At 49.5% G+C, this 15,977-nt stretch carries 17 protein-coding genes; 9 read left to right on the top strand and 8 right to left on the bottom strand.

The window, feature by feature from the left end:
• Nucleotides 1-13: 13 nt before the first annotated feature.
• The 7 genes from AC286M_RS04355 to psbA (AC286M_RS04325) all read right to left on the bottom strand — a co-directional run bounded on the left by AC286M_RS04355 (nucleotide 14) and on the right by psbA (AC286M_RS04325) (nucleotide 7,091).
• Entirely contained in the window at nucleotides 14-640 is a 627-nt protein-coding gene (locus tag AC286M_RS04355) for a 4Fe-4S single cluster domain-containing protein (protein WP_488203219.1), read from the bottom strand.
• Nucleotides 637-1,626, bottom strand: a complete 990-nt coding sequence (locus AC286M_RS04350; RefSeq protein WP_488203218.1) for an arsenic resistance protein — start codon at nucleotides 1,624-1,626, stop codon at nucleotides 637-639. Before AC286M_RS04350 ends, AC286M_RS04355 begins: the two co-directional genes overlap by 4 nt.
• 94 nt (nucleotides 1,627-1,720) lie before the next feature.
• Entirely contained in the window at nucleotides 1,721-2,065 is a 345-nt protein-coding gene (locus AC286M_RS04345) for a hypothetical protein (protein ID WP_488203217.1), read from the bottom strand.
• 95 nt (nucleotides 2,066-2,160) lie between these two features.
• The gene (locus AC286M_RS04340; RefSeq protein ID WP_488203216.1) at nucleotides 2,161-3,252 is read right to left on the bottom strand and encodes an NAD(P)H-dependent flavin oxidoreductase; all 1,092 of its coding nucleotides are present in this window, start codon (nucleotides 3,250-3,252) and stop codon (nucleotides 2,161-2,163) included.
• Between the two features lie 62 nt (nucleotides 3,253-3,314).
• Nucleotides 3,315-3,773, bottom strand: coding sequence for a ferritin-like domain-containing protein (locus AC286M_RS04335; RefSeq protein ID WP_488203606.1), 459 nt, complete (start codon nucleotides 3,771-3,773; stop codon nucleotides 3,315-3,317).
• A 356-nt stretch (nucleotides 3,774-4,129) separates the two neighbouring features.
• Nucleotides 4,130-5,443, bottom strand: a complete 1,314-nt coding sequence (locus AC286M_RS04330) for an NAD(P)/FAD-dependent oxidoreductase (protein WP_488203215.1) — start codon at nucleotides 5,441-5,443, stop codon at nucleotides 4,130-4,132.
• A 550-nt stretch (nucleotides 5,444-5,993) separates the two neighbouring features.
• Nucleotides 5,994-7,091: a photosystem II reaction center subunit D1 gene (gene psbA, locus AC286M_RS04325; protein WP_488203214.1), complete on the bottom strand. Its 1,098-nt coding sequence runs from the start codon at nucleotides 7,089-7,091 to the stop codon at nucleotides 5,994-5,996.
• 706 nt (nucleotides 7,092-7,797) lie between these two features.
• Here psbA (AC286M_RS04325) and AC286M_RS04320 point away from each other — a divergent pair.
• From AC286M_RS04320 to AC286M_RS04295, 6 genes are all read left to right on the top strand, one after another.
• Nucleotides 7,798-8,010, top strand: a complete 213-nt coding sequence (locus AC286M_RS04320) for a YgaP family membrane protein (protein WP_488203213.1) — start codon at nucleotides 7,798-7,800, stop codon at nucleotides 8,008-8,010.
• Between the two features lie 33 nt (nucleotides 8,011-8,043).
• Nucleotides 8,044-8,472: a DUF302 domain-containing protein gene (locus tag AC286M_RS04315; protein WP_488203212.1), complete on the top strand. Its 429-nt coding sequence runs from the start codon at nucleotides 8,044-8,046 to the stop codon at nucleotides 8,470-8,472.
• A 16-nt stretch (nucleotides 8,473-8,488) separates the two neighbouring features.
• Nucleotides 8,489-9,037 (top strand): cytochrome b6-f complex iron-sulfur subunit, encoded by a 549-nt coding sequence (gene petC / locus AC286M_RS04310; protein WP_488203211.1) that lies wholly within the window; start codon nucleotides 8,489-8,491, stop codon nucleotides 9,035-9,037.
• A 276-nt stretch (nucleotides 9,038-9,313) separates the two neighbouring features.
• Entirely contained in the window at nucleotides 9,314-9,712 is a 399-nt protein-coding gene (locus AC286M_RS04305) for a NifB/NifX family molybdenum-iron cluster-binding protein (RefSeq protein ID WP_488203210.1), read from the top strand.
• A gap of 244 nt (nucleotides 9,713-9,956) precedes the next feature.
• The gene (locus AC286M_RS04300; RefSeq protein ID WP_488203209.1) at nucleotides 9,957-10,418 is read left to right on the top strand and encodes a DUF2214 family protein; all 462 of its coding nucleotides are present in this window, start codon (nucleotides 9,957-9,959) and stop codon (nucleotides 10,416-10,418) included.
• Between the two features lie 109 nt (nucleotides 10,419-10,527).
• A complete protein-coding gene (locus AC286M_RS04295) occupies nucleotides 10,528-11,766 on the top strand; it encodes a UbiH/UbiF/VisC/COQ6 family ubiquinone biosynthesis hydroxylase (protein WP_488203208.1) in 1,239 nt (412 codons plus the stop codon).
• 262 nt (nucleotides 11,767-12,028) lie between these two features.
• On the opposite strand, the gene psbA (AC286M_RS04290) is transcribed toward AC286M_RS04295, so the two are convergent.
• Nucleotides 12,029-13,111, bottom strand: coding sequence for a photosystem II reaction center subunit D1 (gene psbA / locus AC286M_RS04290; RefSeq protein ID WP_488203207.1), 1,083 nt, complete (start codon nucleotides 13,109-13,111; stop codon nucleotides 12,029-12,031).
• A gap of 390 nt (nucleotides 13,112-13,501) precedes the next feature.
• Between psbA (AC286M_RS04290) and AC286M_RS04285 the strand changes: the two genes are divergently transcribed.
• The 3 genes from AC286M_RS04285 to AC286M_RS04275 all read left to right on the top strand — a co-directional run bounded on the left by AC286M_RS04285 (nucleotide 13,502) and on the right by AC286M_RS04275 (nucleotide 15,875).
• Nucleotides 13,502-14,122 carry a Tll0287-like domain-containing protein gene (locus tag AC286M_RS04285; protein ID WP_488203206.1) on the top strand — a complete coding sequence of 207 codons (621 nt, stop codon included), beginning with the start codon at nucleotides 13,502-13,504 and terminating at the stop codon, nucleotides 14,120-14,122.
• A 42-nt stretch (nucleotides 14,123-14,164) separates the two neighbouring features.
• Nucleotides 14,165-14,695, top strand: a complete 531-nt coding sequence (locus AC286M_RS04280; protein ID WP_488203205.1) for a DUF3122 domain-containing protein — start codon at nucleotides 14,165-14,167, stop codon at nucleotides 14,693-14,695.
• A 103-nt stretch (nucleotides 14,696-14,798) separates the two neighbouring features.
• Nucleotides 14,799-15,875: an NAD(P)H-dependent flavin oxidoreductase gene (locus AC286M_RS04275; RefSeq protein ID WP_488203204.1), complete on the top strand. Its 1,077-nt coding sequence runs from the start codon at nucleotides 14,799-14,801 to the stop codon at nucleotides 15,873-15,875.
• The last annotated feature ends 102 nt before the right edge of the window (nucleotides 15,876-15,977 follow it).

The raw sequence follows: 15,977 nt of genomic DNA, 5'->3' as shown, positions 1-15,977 counted from the left end.
TACTCACCCCTTCCTATTCAGCCAAATTCATCTGCCCCTGATATCCCGTGACAATACGGCTGCCGTCTTTGAGGACATGGATTTCGATTTGGTCGCTGGCCCAGGTGAGGCGATCGTGTAGCGCGGGGTTCAAAACATGCACCCGCTGGTTGCTGGAGGATACCAGGGAGTCAGGGCTGTTAATCGCCAGCGATTCGACATAGGGGCCGTCAATGAGCAAATCGAGCTGGTCGAGTAAATCCTGTGCTCCGGCGGGTGCATTCTGCGATCGCAGTTGCTCAACCGTAAAGCCAGTAAACGACATGACGTTGAGTCCGGCAGCTTTGACCTGACGAGCCACTGCCGCGAGCGCTGTCGCTTGCCAGAAGGGTTCGCCACCGGAGAAGGTCACGCCTTCATTCTGGGGATGGCTGATAATTCGGTTGACCAGATCCTCGATTGAGATGAGCTGATTCGGTTCAAACGACCAGGACGCCTCATTGAAGCAGCCTGGGCACTCCCGTAAGCAGCCCTGCACCCAGACAACAGCACGGCAACCGGGGCCATTCACTTCCGATTCATCAACGTAGCCCATGATATTGAGGTGGCCAGCCGGAATTTCAATCTGTTCGGTATAGGGATTAGCTTTGATGCGGGTCATACTGCAACTCCTTCGCTGGGTTGAGGTGCGCCAAAAATTCTATCGGTCAGTCTCACATACCAGGCAGCGGCCTGTACTTGAATGATATAAGCCATCGCAATAATCAGCGCAATTTCTGATCCCTGTTCACCCCCAAATACGGTGACGGCAATAGCCAAGGCAATCGATAAATTACGCATTACGGTGCCGTAAACAAGTGCGATCGCATCTCCTCGATTAAACAAGGTCTTACCCACAATCGTACTTAAAATAAAATTACCGATATAAAGAACTGCAAGCGGGATCAGAAAAGACAACAATTCCAGCGGATTAGCCACAATATCTTTCGCTTTGAGCGCCATCGCCACAAACACAATACCCAACACGCCTAACGTAGAAAATGCCGGAAACTTTTGCTTCAAATTGCGATTATATTTATCTGCACCGACAATCCGAATCAGAATTAGACGAGTGGCAACTCCCAATAGCATGGGTAAGAAAACGATAATGCCAATTTGTCGAAACGTGCTCGCCAAGGGAATTTCAATCACCGTTCCCATCAGCCATTTTGCGTAAAATGGCGTGGCGATTGAGCCCAGAATGAGGCCAATTACTGTCATTTTAACAGCAGCACTTAGGTTGCCTTTAGCGAATCCTGTCCAAGAAATGGTCATGCCGCTTGTCGGCAGAAGCGACGCCAGCAACAGGCCCAGCGCCACCAGAGGACGGTCGCTAAAGAACACTCGCCCCATGCCGTACGCAAAAAATGGCACAACCGCAAAATTGATGAACTGAGTCACAAGCTGTAGCTTGTAATCTTTACCTGACAAGACCTTCTGGACTTGTAGGTTAATCATCATCGGGTACACCATCAGAAAGGTGAGCGGTACAATCCAAGCTTTTAGCGGAGCCGGATTAGTCAGATATCCCACTACAATTCCAGCCACCATCGACGATGGAACGGCCCAAACCAGATTCTTTTGAAAAATCTCCAGTAGCTTCCACACAGTTCACAATTCTCCTGAGTTATTGTCTTGAGTTATCAATGTTGGAAATATTTAGTAGGGGCGAATGGTATTCGTCCCTATCGATCCCTATGGCTTAATGGGAAACCTGTAAGGTGCGATCGAGTTCTGCGATGAGCTGTGAAATGCGATCGCGGATTGCATTCACATTCGGTTTCGGTTGCTCTTCGAGCGCCATCGCCACCATTTGCAGCCCGATCTCCACAGCATCCGTAGAACTGAGCATGATCACGAACATATCGTCTGGATTGTTGGTCACCTCAAAATTGAGGTGAATAGAGGCCGGGTTCTGCTGCTCTTGACCCTCAACTGCACCAACACGAGAAATCTTGCTGCCTTTAACAGTAGCGACATCATTGACCTGCCCCATTAGCGTAATGTCATGGGTGGTGAGGGAGTGGGTGACAAACTTAACGGTCATGGTTTTGCCTCCTATATACGGCAATAATTGATAGAGATTGACTACGGCAATGATTTAGATGATGAATCTGGAGTTGATTAGGTTGGCCAGTAGGGTCAGGTATCGGCCACTAGCTCTGCCATCAGCGCTGCAACAGGCACAATCTCCGTCGCTCGCCCTGCATAGCTACCTGCAAAAACTAAACCCTGTTGCACATCTCCCCGTGCGGCCCGATCAAGCGCCTGAAGAATACAGAATCCTTCCTTCGCCTCCCGATATCGACAAACCTGCAAGCAGTTGGCAATGCATCGTTTAACCAAGGGATCGGGTAAGTTCTGGGCAGCCTGCTCTGTAAACGAATTGCGCAGTGCTCGTCCCGGCAGCCCCACCGGACTAGACAAAATCACAACATCATCAGCACTGGCCTGTAGATGAAATTCTTTGTAGCGGATGTTGGCATCGCACTCATGGGTCGTAATAAATCGAGTGCCAATCTGAACACCGTTAGCCCCCAATGCCAGCATACGGTTGATGTCCTGCCGATCCCAAATGCCGCCCGCCGCAATTACGGGTATATCAACGTTTAGATCATGCTGCAGGTAATTTACTAACTCTGGGATAACGATATCCAGATCCAGAGCTGGTTTACCTAAATCTTCAGCTTTTGCGCCTAAGTGACCACCCGCAGCATTGGGTGTTTCCACAACAAATGCATCCGGCAGACGACCATAGCGAGATTCCCAGCGACGACAGATGAGTTTGGCCGCTCGCAGGGTGGAAATGATTGGCACCAGGGCCACATCTGGATAGGATTGCGTGTACTCCGGCAAGTTCAACGGTAGCCCTGCGCCGCTGAGTATGATGTTTGCCCCGTGGGCCGCCGCCGTCCGCACCAGCGTTTCATGATCGCGGGCCGCCATCATTGAGTTAATGCCAATGATGCCGTCTGGACTTAGCTCTCGTGCTCGTTCTAGTTCATCAATGAGCGCTAGTCGATTGGCAGCAAAAAAGGTGTTCTTGGGCTGCTGCGGGTCGAAGTAAGGAGACCGAAACCCCAATCCAACAGCAGAGATAACACCAATGCCTCCCGCATTGGCAACGGCAGCGGCAAGATTGGCACCCGAAATTCGAATGCCCATACCGCCTTGAATGATCGGATAGCGAGCTATATATTGACCAATTTTGAGCGATGGTAGCGTAGTCATCATGCATATCGTCACTGTAAATTTACTATGCCTCTGCCTTGCTGTCCTCTGCTACAGCGACCTTGCTATAATCCAGTCAGCATAGCTGTTCCAGCACATCGTTCGAATGCGGGTTGATGATTGTTCTGAGACACGTAGCTGAGTTGAGTGAAGGCCGCTCTTAGGTTAGGTTCCTGCACAAAGCTCAGGAAACGGTCATACATTTGGTAGTCTGCAATCTCGGCCTCGACTCCCATCTGACAGGCCGCTTGAAGCGTGTCGGGAATCTCTACATTGCCTGCAAAGGTATCCTCCGGCACAGGGATTCCGTATTGAGCAAAGAGTGACTGCCAAAGCTGCACATGCCGATTTTCTGCCTGAACGATGTTGCTGAAGGGTCGTACCGAGCCAAACTTGTCAATCACAGCACTATAAAAAGCACGGGCATGATATTCATCATTAATGGCGTCGATCATGGCCGATTGCGTTCTAGCGTCAAGATTAGTGCCACCCGCACCATAGGCAGAAAGCGCCGCAACGATCATCACTGCCACTCCAGCTCCAACGGATGCTAGATAAGGCCAGTATTTTTTTTGATGTTTTTGCTGTCTCATTGTTCTTCACGCAAATTAATTTATATATAACTAAATAGTGATAATACAAGTACTTGTGTAGGATGAGCACTGCTTACCACTCCCAATTAGATCTTTTTGTCATTCGCAGTAGGGCGGATTTTGTATATCGGTTCTAATTGAAAGCCTAAATTGAGTCGCTAAACCCGCCCCTACTAGACATTTTTGGAGTGATGTAGATTGGGTTGAGTTATAACGAAAATCAACAACTTTATTAGTTGTTGGGTTTCGCGTTGCTCAACCCAACCTACAACCCACAACATTGAGAGCTAAGCATTCGCGGCCATATCTTTCACATTTTTTTGATGAGTTGATGACGCCTGTACCAAATCCACGCCAAATAGAGCCTTCAGCCCCAGTCGCTCGAACCAGGGTACAGCAACCCCCATTCGCATTTTGGTCATAAAGTACTGCTCAAACATGGTTTTGCCCCAAACAACCCATTTTCCCTGCACTGCATAGGCATAGCGCCGCTGATGCGTAACGGGATCTGGCAGAACTGGAGCAGCGACATAAAGAATGCCTGTGTCTCCAAACTCCGCAAAGCAAATGGCTTCTAGAGTGGGTACTTTTAATGGTTCCGAAATAGCACCGAGTTCAACTGCAATGTTATGTGCGACGGCCATCCCCATTGCTTCCGTCATTTGTCCGCTCTTCGGTAGCCCGATCGGGACACGCGGCTTATCCGGTTGCGCTAACTGCACGCTGACCCCCAGTGCATAAATTTCTGGAAACGTGGGATGTTGCTGAGTCGGCAAAATTGGGATAAAGCCTTTTTCATCACCCAATCCAGGCGCGTTTTGAACAAACCGCACGCCTCGGAATGCAGGCAAAATCATGGCGTACTTTTGAGGAATACTGCGGCCATCATCCAGTGTGATAGCGGTGTCAGTCACTTTAGTAATTGCTGCATCCTCAACAATTTCAACATTCCGCTTACGCAACAGCGCTTCCGTCAGTTTTTGGGCATTTTTTACGCCACTAACACCTAAATGTCCCGCATACGGCTCTGGCGTCACCAGGGTGAGCGAAACCTTATTTCGCAGTTTCTTACGGCGCAAAATCCAGTCCACCATCAGCACAAACTCATAGGCTGGGCCAAAACATCCCGCTCCAGGGGCGGCACCAACTACCAGTGGGCCTGGATCATCTAGAAACCTTAACCAAGCGTCGCGAGCTTCCACCGCATGATCGGCAGAACAGATGGAATGGGTGTAACCGCCGTGTGGGCCTAATCCGGGCACCTGATCAACGGCGAGGCTTGGGCCTGTCGCAATTACTGCATAGTCATAGTCAATCGTCTGACCCGTTTGCACGGTGATCCGCTTTTCGTGTGGGTTGAGTGCAGTGACTTTACTATCAATTAGCGTTAAGCCATGTTGCTCGGCTAGCGGCTGCAAATCTAACTGAAAATGATCCAGCGGATCAAGATCGAGTGCAACTCGCGCTAAACCTGGAATAAAAGTAAATTTAGGGTGTTCCGAGATCAACGTAACGGTATGCTCAGCGGGCAGCAAATGCCGTAACTCATAAGCTGTCGGCAAGCCTCCTAATCCGGCTCCAATCACTACTACGTTTGCCATTTCTTATAACCTCAATCAATAAGTTCTTAAGTCACGTCTTGCCTAATCCGGCTGTGCAGACAAACCCCCTAGACACCCTAGGGCTGATTCTCTAAAAAAAGAAAATGCTCGTAAGTCCTATTTCCTCGTTCAACCCGTTTTGGCAAAGAACCATAAATTGGGAGTTACAGAATTATTATTCTGCTAGAGAATCAGCCCTACCTAGACACCCATCCTGAAACGCTGAAAGCAGCTTATGTGAGTCATTAAAATTGCTAATTAATTGCGTATTTAAAGTATATAACCATATAGTGATGAAAAATTCAAGTTAATTTTTGATGAGGGGAAAGAGATGCAGGTAGCAGGTGCTAGGTAGCAGGTGCTAGGTATGAGATGGCAAGTGGTAAAGGAGACCCAATACCTAATACCTGTATCGCCTACCGTTTTTACACACTACAACATGCTAAAGAAAACAAGGGGATACCGATACTCAGTGATATCGATTCCCCTATGGCGTGATGAAGTAAGAATGAACCTTGACGCTGTACTAGTTGGAATACAAGTTGAAAGACTAGCTGTGAAGTGCGATTGCAGGTGCGACCATGCTGATAGGCGTAATATCACCACTGGCTAATACTTCCGGAAAATTGTGAGCATTGGGCGCATGCATGACCTGAATGCCCAAGGTGGCTCGGTTGAGAATATCCGCGTTTGTGCGAATCACGGAGCCTTGGCTGTCCAAAATAGAGTGGTTAAAGTTAAAGCCATTGAGGTTGAAGGCCATCACGCCGACACCTAGAGCAGCGCACCAGATGCCAATCGTTGGCAACGCGACGAGCAGGAAGTGAACGCTGCGGCTGTTGCGGAACGCAAGTGAGGGAATCAGTAACCGCCCCAAGTAGCCGACATGACCGGCAATTAGGTTATAGGTTGCTTCTTGCTGACCGAACCGATAACCCGCATTGGCCGATTCCAAATCAGAGGTTTCTCGCACTAGGCTAGCGGTGACTAAAGAGCCATGCATGGCGCTCAACAGCGCGCCACCAAAGACGCCTGCCACCCCAATCATGTGCAGTGGATGCATCAAAATATTGTGAGCAGCTTGGAAAGCAAACATGAAGTGGAACGTGCCCGCAATTCCGAGCGGTAAACCTTCTGAAAAGCTACCTTGACCAATGGGATAAACCAACAGAACCGCTGTGGCCGCTGCCACCGGGGCCGAAAATGCGATCGCAATCCAGGGACGCATCCCCAGCCGATAGCTCAACTCCCACTGACGACCCATGTAAGCGAAAATGCCAATCAAAAAGTGCAGCACAATTAGCTGATAGGGGCCGCCATTGTAGAGCCACTCAGCGATTGAGGATGCTGCCCAGATGGGATAAAAGTGCAAGCCAATTGCCGCAGAGGTGGGAATCACGGCTGCCGTGATTAGATTATTGCCGCTGATCAGCGACCCAAACACTGGCTCCCGAATCCCTTCCATATCTACAGGTGGGGCGGCAATGAAGGCCAACGCAAAAACAGTTGTGGCTACTAGTAACGTTGGAATCATGAGGACACCAAACCAACCAATGTATAACCGATTGTCAGTACTGGTAATCCAGCGACAAAAATCAGCCCATAGATCAAAATCAATGGCCGGTCGTTTTTTGAGTGCAATAGCCATATATAGCCTCCTTAAATGAGGAGAAAACCGACGGTTTATAAGATGAAGAGAAAATGATGTCTCTTAACAAACCGACGATCGATTGCGAGTTGAAGCTTGGATAATTAAGTTGATGAATGAAACAACTCAATCAGCAAGCTGTTCAATCAACTGACCTGTCAACTAGACGAGTCCGACAAATTTTGCCGTTAGAAAAATATAGAAAAACGTCGCCGTACGCCGGGCCAACAGCCTAGAAAACGTTAGCGGTCAGTCCTGAGTGAATTATAGAACCGCTTTTTAAAGCTAAATGACTATTTAATTATTTTTAGAGATTTTGTCTTGACAAATAGCAATGATCAACAACAGCAAGATAGAATTTTTTTATAAAAGCGACTGAAATTTGCTTCGGCAGTCGTTGGTGCTACACAACAGCAGTCAGCAGCAGTTTTATTCTACAAATTCAGTCTGGATAAGCGCTTAAGCCGATCTGCAACACTGGTTACGCTTTTAAATAGCGATTAAATAATAAAACCTCTTTAATACCCATATAGCAACAGTTGCGACGATCGCGACTCGACCGCGATCGTAAATCTGCTTTACAACTCTATAACCAATAAGCTATATTAAGGAGCATAACGAAAATATTGCCACCTCTCCTTAAGTCACAGCTTCAATAACGACTAGAGTTTTGGCGATTGATCCACTCATCTCGGAGATGATACTTATGAAAACAAATGTAGGCTCAATTGATCGGCTCATTCGTCTCTTATTAGCATCTGTACTGCTGTATTTTGGTCTGTTAATTCACGGCGGTACAGCATTGGGAATTGGCCTCACCCTTGCAGGCAGCATTTCATTTGTAACGGGTCTAATTGGCTTTTGTGGTCTTTACAAGCTTTTGGGGATTTGCACAAAGCAGCCCAATGAACAGCTCTAAAACATTACTCAGCTTATTCTTGAGAACTTAATCATGACTTATCACTTCAGCAAAGTGGTTGATGCGTCCTTCGAAGATGCGATCGCACAAGTAACCGAATCCCTTAAACAAGACGGTTTTGGCATTTTAACGGAAATCGACGTCCAGGCTGCCTTTCAGAAAAAGCTAGGAGCCTCATTTCGACAGTACAAGATTCTAGGAGCCTGTCATCCTCAGATTGCCTATCAAATCCTGCAAACCGATGATAAAGCGGGAGTCATGTATCCCTGTAACGTGGTGGTACAGGAGCATGAAGACGGCAGAGTAGAAGTTTCGGCGGTTGATCCGTTGATCATGTTTTTAATGGTGCATAATCCCCGCGTTAAAGAAATCGCGCTGGATGCTAGTGAAAAGATGCAGCGCGTCATCGAGCGTCTCCCTGCCGCCAACCGACTGGCCCAGCAAGCCGAATACGCCATTTGAGTGGAGGTGAGTAACGATGAGCAATAGTATGGACAACAGTTTGCCGTTAGACAGCCCGTCCCTATCTCGGCGGCAACTGCTCAACTTCTTGACCGGGGCAACCGTTGCAGCCACCGCTGGCTCTGCTCTCTACGCAATGGGCAAGGTGTTTGTACCACCTGCCGAACCGACGGGAGCTGGAGGCGCTATTATCGCCAAAGATATTCTGGGTAAACCGATTCCGGCAAGTCAAATTTTGGCCGAACCACCCGGCACCCGCGCCTTAGTCGCAGGGTTAGCGGGTGAGCCGACATACCTTACGGTTCAAGCAGACAGCACCCTCGACCGCATGGGGCTAGTCGATAACTGCACCCATCTCGGCTGCACCTTCCCCTGGAACGAAACCGATCAGCAGTTTCAGTGCCCCTGCCACGGTTCTCGCTATGCGCCGGATGGCTCAGTTATTCGAGGGCCAGCTCCCCTACCTTTGAAGCTGGTTCAGGTGGCCGTTGTTGATAACACCATCTTGATTTCGCCGTGGACTAAGACTGATCCTCGAACTGGCGAACAACCGTGGTGGGTTTAGCTAGTACCTGAAGCAATCAGAGCATGTACTTAGGTTAAGTATATATGCTGATGCCAATCTGAAAACCTATCATTAACTTGTCCAGTTTTGCCGATCTCCACAACAGGCTAGCTGATCGTTCTACAACTAATATCCAGTCTGTGTATAAGAACCCTACTTATTTTTGTGAAACGTTTGCGAAGCAAATGTTTCACAAAAATAAATTATGGGTTTTCAACCAGACTTGATGTAACTCGCTTCACGTTCACTCAATTCCTCCACACCATAGGAGTCTGTATGAAAATTGCTGTATCCAGTCAAGACCAAACTCATGTAACGGCTCACTTGGGGCACTGCCAAAAGTTTTGGATCTACGATGTAGACGCTGACACGATTCAAAACAAACAGCTGCTACAACTGGCAAAAAGCCAAAGCTTCCACGAAAGTTCTCCTAAAACAACTCACCCCTTAGATACGGTTCAGGTACTCATCAGCGGTAGCATGGGTCGAGGCTTAGCCCGTCGGCTGGACGCTAAAGGAATTCAGCCACTGGTGACATCTGAAACAGATCCAGACACTGCGATCGCAGCTTATCTGACCGGATCTTTGGCTGTCGGTTCTCCAGAAGAACATAATCATGCTCACGATCACGCAGAAGGTGATCATGCAGGCAAATGTGGCTGTCATCACGAGTAAGCCATATCCAATCTGCAATCTGTTGATTGACCAACCATTTGTAGCGGTTGACAAGCGTATTACGTGTAGCCGCATTACATACAAAAACTGTTACGTACGAAAACAGTTATGTGGAGCGCTGCGTGCCTCATATAACCGTATTTGACCAACGCGCATAGCGCTATAGTTCGTGGTGAAATGGGTATTTTGCCGCCGCGTTGCGGCGCGAAATACCCTCTTCGTGTTTTAGTAAAAAGGAAAGCAAATGTGGGGTAGCGCAATCACTGCCTATTTACATTACTTAGGTTTCATGTTGGCGTTTGGAGCGTTAGTCATTGAAAATCAAACGCTGAAGAAAGATCTTAATCTTGCAGACGCTTGGCGCGTACTAACGGCAGACGCAATTTATGGGTTGTCAGCGACGGTCATCTTAATTACGGGAGTTTTGAGAGTCCTTTATTTTGGTAAAGGAACGGAATATTATCTCAACAGTCCGGTTTTTTATATCAAAGTTGGTCTGTTTATTATCGTTAGTTTGCTATCGATTTATCCTACCTTTTCGTTTCTGTCTTGGGTCAAGGATTTACGTAACGGCAAATGTCCCAGCCTTGAGCTGCCACAAGTGCAGCGGCTGAATTGGCTGATTCGAGGAGAACTGATCGGGCTAGCGCTCATTCCTCTATTTGCAGCGCTTTTGGCTAGAGGCATTCAGCTATGGAACGTGTGAAGTCTTTCAATCACGAATAGGATTCAGACCAGGATGTTTTGCTGTGCCGATGCAGTTTGTACAGCGAAACATCCTCTTTTTTAGTGCTCTCTTTAGAAACTCATAAATCATGGTTGACTACGATGTCCTGATAGTCGGCGGCGGCATGGTTGGCATGGCCTTAGCCGCTGCTTTGAGAACCACATCACTGCGGGTCGGCATCATTGAACGCACCGACCCACAGTCATTACAAAACGACAGCCGAGCAAGTGCGATCGCACTTGGCTCAGCCTATATCCTGGATCAGATTGGAGCTTGGCAAACGATGCAAACCCTGGGAGTCTCTCCCATCCATCAAGTTGTCATATCGGATGAAGGGTTTCCCCTAACGACCACCTTGCACCGGGAAGATCTAGACGTTCCGGCACTGGGATACGTTGTGGAAAATCAGGTGACAACAACAGCATTAACTGAGGTTGTTATGGCTGCTCCCCAGGTGCAGTGGTTACGTCCTGCCAAGGTAACGGAAATCACCGCTCAGCCCAGTCATCTGCAAGTCACCTTGGAACATCAGGATGAGGTGCAGCAGGTTTCTGCTTATCTGGTGGTTGGTGCAGATGGTCACCAATCCTGGGTGCGGCATTGGGCTAATATTCCCGTTTCCAAGCGGGATTACCCGCAAGCGCTCATTGTCTGCACCATCACCACTGAACTGCCGCATTACCAAACGGGATATGAGCGGTTTCATCGTAGCGGGCCGTTTGCCATTCTGCCGATGATTGCGCCTAATGGCTCACCCAACATCCATCGCAGTTGTGTCGTTTGGACAGCCCAAGCCCAGCAGCGCGATCGCTTACTGGCTCTAGATGATGCAGCGTTTATTGAAGCAATGGCTCCTCGAATCAGTCCTGATTTAGGACAGGTGCTATCGGTTTCTGCACGGGCTTGCTACAGCCCTCGTTATCAGCACAGCCGGAACTACCAGGCTCACCGACTGGCACTCGTCGGAGATGCCGCCCATGCCACTCATCCCGTGGGGGGGCAGGGGCTAAATATGGGCTTACGGGATGTCGCTGTCTTAGCCTCTTTGCTAACTCGGGCACAGACTCTCGGCCTTGATCCAGGACACGCCGATCTCCTCCAGCAGTATCAGCGCCAGCGTCAGCCAGATAACGCAACAGTTCTATTTGGCACCGATCTAGCTAATCGCTTGTTTTCTAATAGCTGGCTACCACTACAGTTGATGCGTCGGCTGGGCCTGTTTGGGATCGAACATGTTTCACCACTCAAGCGCGAACTCGTTCGATACGCAATGGGTCTAGCCACCAATCAACCCCAATTTAGCTCAAACCCTACTGTGAGGAAGTAAAACGTGAGACGTGAGACGTGAGGCGTAAGGCGTGAGGCATGAGGCATAAAGACTGTAAAAACTCATTACCCAACACCTGACACCAATACTTAACACCCAAAAACTAGCACCTGGCATCCAACACTCAACACCTAGCACCTAACACCCAAAACCCAACTCCCCATTACTAAAAAAACTGAGGAAGCGACTCTCCAAAACGCTTCCTCAGTGTCAGGTTTCAGTTGAAATACACCTTAGTTAGGACCCATTAGTTTCACTCGGCTTAACCTGCGATCGCAGGTGCAACCAGTGCAATTGGCTGAATATCACTAGCCGCCAGATCCAGCGGGAAGTTGTGCGCATTACGCTCGTGGATCACCTCAATCCCCATGTTGGCTCGATTGAGAACGTCGGCCCAAGTTGCGATCGGGCGGCCCTGAGCATCCAGCACAGAATCATTGAAGTTAAAGCCATTCAGGTTGAATGACATGGTGCTGATGCCGAGCGAGGCGAACCAGATCCCAATTACCGGCCAAGCCGCAAGGAAGAAGTGCAGCGATCGCGAGTTGTTGAACGAGGCATATTGGAAGATCAGCCGACCAAAGTAGCCATGAGCGGCCACAATGTTATAGGTTTCTTCTTCTTGACCAAACCGATAGCCGTAGTTGAGCGACTCCGTTTCAGTCGTTTCCCGCACCAAGCTGGAGGTTACCAGTGAACCGTGCATAGCGCTGAAGAGTGCGCCACCAAAGACCCCAGCCACACCTAGCATATGGAACGGATGCATCAGCACATTATGCTCAGCCGTGAACACAATCATGAAGTTGAAGGTGCCGGAAATGCCGAGCATCAGGCCATCCGAGAAGCTACCTTGACCAATCGGATAGATCAGTAAAACAGCCGTTGCGGCAGAAGCCGGAGCAGAGAATGCAACCGGAATCCAAGGCCGCATACCCAGACGATAGCTGAGTTCCCACTGACGCCCCATGTAAGCATAGACGGCAATCAAAAAGTGGAAAATGATCATCTGGTAGGGACCACCGTTGTAGAGCCACTCATCCAGCGTCGCCGCTTCCCAGATGGGATAAAAATGGAGTCCAATGGCGTTGGACGTGGGAACGACAGTCGCCGTAATGATGTTGTTGCCGTACAGCAGTGAACCGCTGACGGGTTCGCGGATGCCGTCAATATCGACGGGAGGTGCTGCAATAAATGCCAAGACAAAGACAATGAGAGCCGTGAGAGCAGTCGGGATAAGTAGAACACCAAACCAACCAACGTAGAGCCGATTTTCTGTGCTGGTAACCCAACTACAGAACCGCTCCCACACATTAGCGCGATCGCGCTGTTGTAGAGATGTAGTCATAGTTCAATGAATGAAAATATAGGAAACGTATGAAGTGAAATCGGCAGGAAAAGCCTGCCCTCATATTTAATAACTAAATAGTTATTAAATTGTCAAGCCCATTAGTGGAATTTTTTGTTTTTGCATCCGGTTACGGATGATTTGCAATAACGAACAGATTTGAGGAGCTACTTAGGCCGATCTACTTTGTTTTCCTATTTCAGCAGCTCCACGTTTTGCCCGTTTCACGTTCGGTAACGAAGTGTAAATACAAATATTCGACAAAGCAGTCATATAGCTATATAAAGATATTAATCGCTTCATGGTTATAGATTAGCGATTTAGGTTCGCCCTGCGTTGGCTGATTGCTCTAGATCGCTCGATATGTTCACCCCTTCATCGACTGAACTCATGCTAAAACTCATCTATCGGCTCGTTTTTACTATCGGATGTGCGATCGCACTTGTGGTTTGGCATCCGACTTCGGCCTGGGCACAGACCAACCCCGCAGAACTGGCTAAAGCCGTGCAAGAAATTGAACACCTCGATGGTTTGCGTTCCGGCTTGGCTTCCACACTAGAGGGGCGGACTGAGGAACCAACTCTCCAAACGATGCAAGAAGTCTGCAAGCCGGTCGGCATGAAAGCAATGCAGCTGGGGCAGGAAAACGGTTGGCAGGTGAAGCAAATCGCCAACAAGTATCGCAATCCCGCCCATGCACCTGACAATCCCAATGCCGAAGCAGCGCTAGCGCAATTTGAGCAGAATCCTGACCTAATTGGCTTCTGGGAACGAGAAACGATCAATGGGCAAGCAGGAACCCGCTACTTCCGCCGCATCAACGTCGAAGCCAGCTGTCTAGCCTGCCACGGCAGCGAAAACAGCCGCCCTCAGTTCGTCAAAGACAACTACCCACAAGACTTAGCCTACGACTTCCAAGTTGGCGACCTGCGCGGCATGTATTCCGTGTTCATGCCAGACGTGCAAGCCAGCGTACAGCAAGCATTACGAGTTGCACTTGACCCTTCGTAGTAGCTCCTCACTCCTCACTCAATTTTCCATAAGGCAACTTCCATGTGGCATCAGCTCCAGCGCACAGTTTCGTTATTGGTAGTTACGGCGTTAGTCGGTTTAACCCTGCTGTGCTGCATCTTCTCAACACCGCCAGCCTTGGCTGCCATTCGTCAGCTAGAAGAAGCACCCGGACAGGTTGTCTACCAGTCGCGGCAAACGCTCAAGGATCAACACAACAATAGTTGGCAAGCGATCGCATTTAAACGCATCCAGCCCGATGCCAATCCCCAGGTTTATCTGCGACTGGTTGGCTTCCCTGGCACAGCCGACATTGACCGCTCTCAGCCCCTGGTTTTAACCAGCTCAATGGGACAAACGTTGGAAGCCGCCGATGCCTCCAGCCGAATGTTCACCGATGCAAGTGCGCCGGAGCCAAACGTCGGTCAGTACAACTTACAGCCAATTCTGGCGGAGCTGCGGGCCGAACTGCCCTGGCGCTTACAGATTCCAGCGGCTGAAGGAGTCAAGGTGACGCTACCTGTTCCATCAAGCATTATTCAAGAATGGCAGACCGTTGCTCAATATGATTAGAAGTCTGGGATTAAAGGTCTGCAATTAGAAGTCTGGGGCATGTAATCGTCGCACGGTGATGTATTATCGAAAGATTGCTATTTAGTTATCAATCGAACAGATCATGTTGCGATCGCACTCTCCTCTCAAAATTGGTCAGCACGTTGCTCGCTATCCCATTGTCCAGGGCGCAATGGCGGTGCGGGTTTCTGGTGCTAATTTGGCAGGAGCCGTTGCCAATGCCGGAGGCGTTGGGGTTATCTCAGCGCTGGGTTTAGGGCTAACTTCGCCCCACTTTAATCAGTCCCGCCGGGGCAACTTTTTCGAGGCTAATCAGCTCGCGCTAATCGATGAACTGCAAAAAGCGCGCACCATTAGTCCCGACGGCATCATTGGAGTTAACGTCCTAGTTGCAACCCGCGACTACGCCACGCTAGCGGAAACTGCCGCTGCCAACGGAGCCAATCTGATCATCACCGCCGCAGGTCTGCCGCTACAGCTACCTGCTTATACTGCCGACTACCCAGAGGTGGCGCTGGTGCCAATGGTCTGCGGTCTGCCTGCTGCGCAAACCCTTTGCCAAACCTGGCATCAGCAGTATGGTCGGTTGCCCGATGCGTTTATTGTCGAAAACTCCAAAGCAGTCGGCGGCCATGTGGGCAGCACCTGCGACGATTACAGCAGCCAAATTGAAATGCTGCTGCCCCGCATTCAGCACTATCTCCACCATCACCTGCGCGTCGATATTCCGCTGATTGCTACAGGCGGCATCTGGAATCAAGCCGATGTGGAGCGGATGCTAGCGCTCGGAGCCAGTGGCGTACAGGTGGGTACTCGTTTCATTACCACTGAAGAGTGCGATGCGGATGATCGCTACAAAGAATTTCATCTCCAATCCACTCCGGCGGATGTCGTCATGGTGCCAAGCCCAGTGGGTAAGCCAGCGCGGGCCCTCCGTAATGCATTTGCCGAGAAAGCAATGGCGGCATCTGTCGGCATCAAACGACGCTGTGTTGCCAACTGCCTCGAAAGCTGTCTCTGCCGCGATCAGCGCCAAACCTACTGCATGTTACAAGCGCTCGCCAATGCCGCCAAGGGCGATATTGAAAATGGGCTGCTCTTTTCGGGGGCGAATGTGGGACGAGCCGAACAAATTGTGCCAGTTGCTGAAGTGATGGCAGATTTAGTTAACGTTAGCTGATTCAGCACTCGGTTCAAGCTACAGGATATAAGCTAACCTAGCTTCAGGGGTTTTGCTTTGACCAGCGTGTGAAAGTAGCCATCTCTTCTATAAACCCCACAT

The organism is Thainema salinarum CENA647, assembly GCF_057732415.1.
This window is presented reverse-complemented; position numbering and strand designations above follow the sequence as displayed.